The organism is Bacteroides fluxus YIT 12057, from assembly GCF_000195635.1.
GTDB classification, from domain to species: Bacteria; Bacteroidota; Bacteroidia; order Bacteroidales; family Bacteroidaceae; genus Bacteroides; species Bacteroides fluxus.
The window spans coordinates 1-593 of record NZ_GL882653.1; the positions used below are offsets into that span (position 1 = coordinate 1).

A 593-nucleotide genomic window follows, 5' to 3' on the forward strand; every position below is an offset into this window, starting at 1 on the left:
TTTTCGCTTGTAACAGGTTCGTTTATAGCTTCTTACCATAAGGTAATGAACATATCCAAGAAAATGGTTGGCAAGAGGGGCATAAAGCTTGCCGTATTTTACATAAATTGCTCGCAAATGATTGATAACCAAATATGTATAAGGTTGTCAAAGCCCCGAAGGAACACTCTTTTCTGAACGAAACCTTGATGAAACCCTCTGAAAATAGTGGAGAACGAGACTGAAATTTGGTACGCCATGCGTGCTACATACCGCAGAGAACCGGATGCTATGCGTCTTCTTGAAAAAGAGAAATTGGGCTGTTTTGTTCCCATGCAATACAAGATGTGCATCCGTAAAGGAAAGAAAATCCGTGCGCTGGTCCCCGTTGTCCATAACCTGATATTCGTCCATGCCCGTCCTTCGGAAGTGCAGCGTGTCAAGTCGCAGGTCACCTATCTGCAATACATCACCGATACCCGTAGCGGGAAGAAAATTATCATTCCCGATGTGGAGATGCAGCGCTTCATCGCTGTGGCCGGCAGTTATAATGACCACCTTCTGTATTTCCAACCCGAAGAGTTGAATTTGTCGAAAGGTACTAAAGTCCGTAT

Annotated in this window: 1 protein-coding gene; it reads left to right on the forward strand. The window is 44.4% G+C overall.

Going from position 1 to position 593, the window contains the following annotated elements:
* Positions 1–237: 237 nt before the first annotated feature.
* Positions 238–593, forward strand: a 356-nt coding sequence (locus HMPREF9446_RS11590) for a UpxY family transcription antiterminator (RefSeq protein WP_050797297.1), incomplete at its 3' end; no start/stop codon positions are given.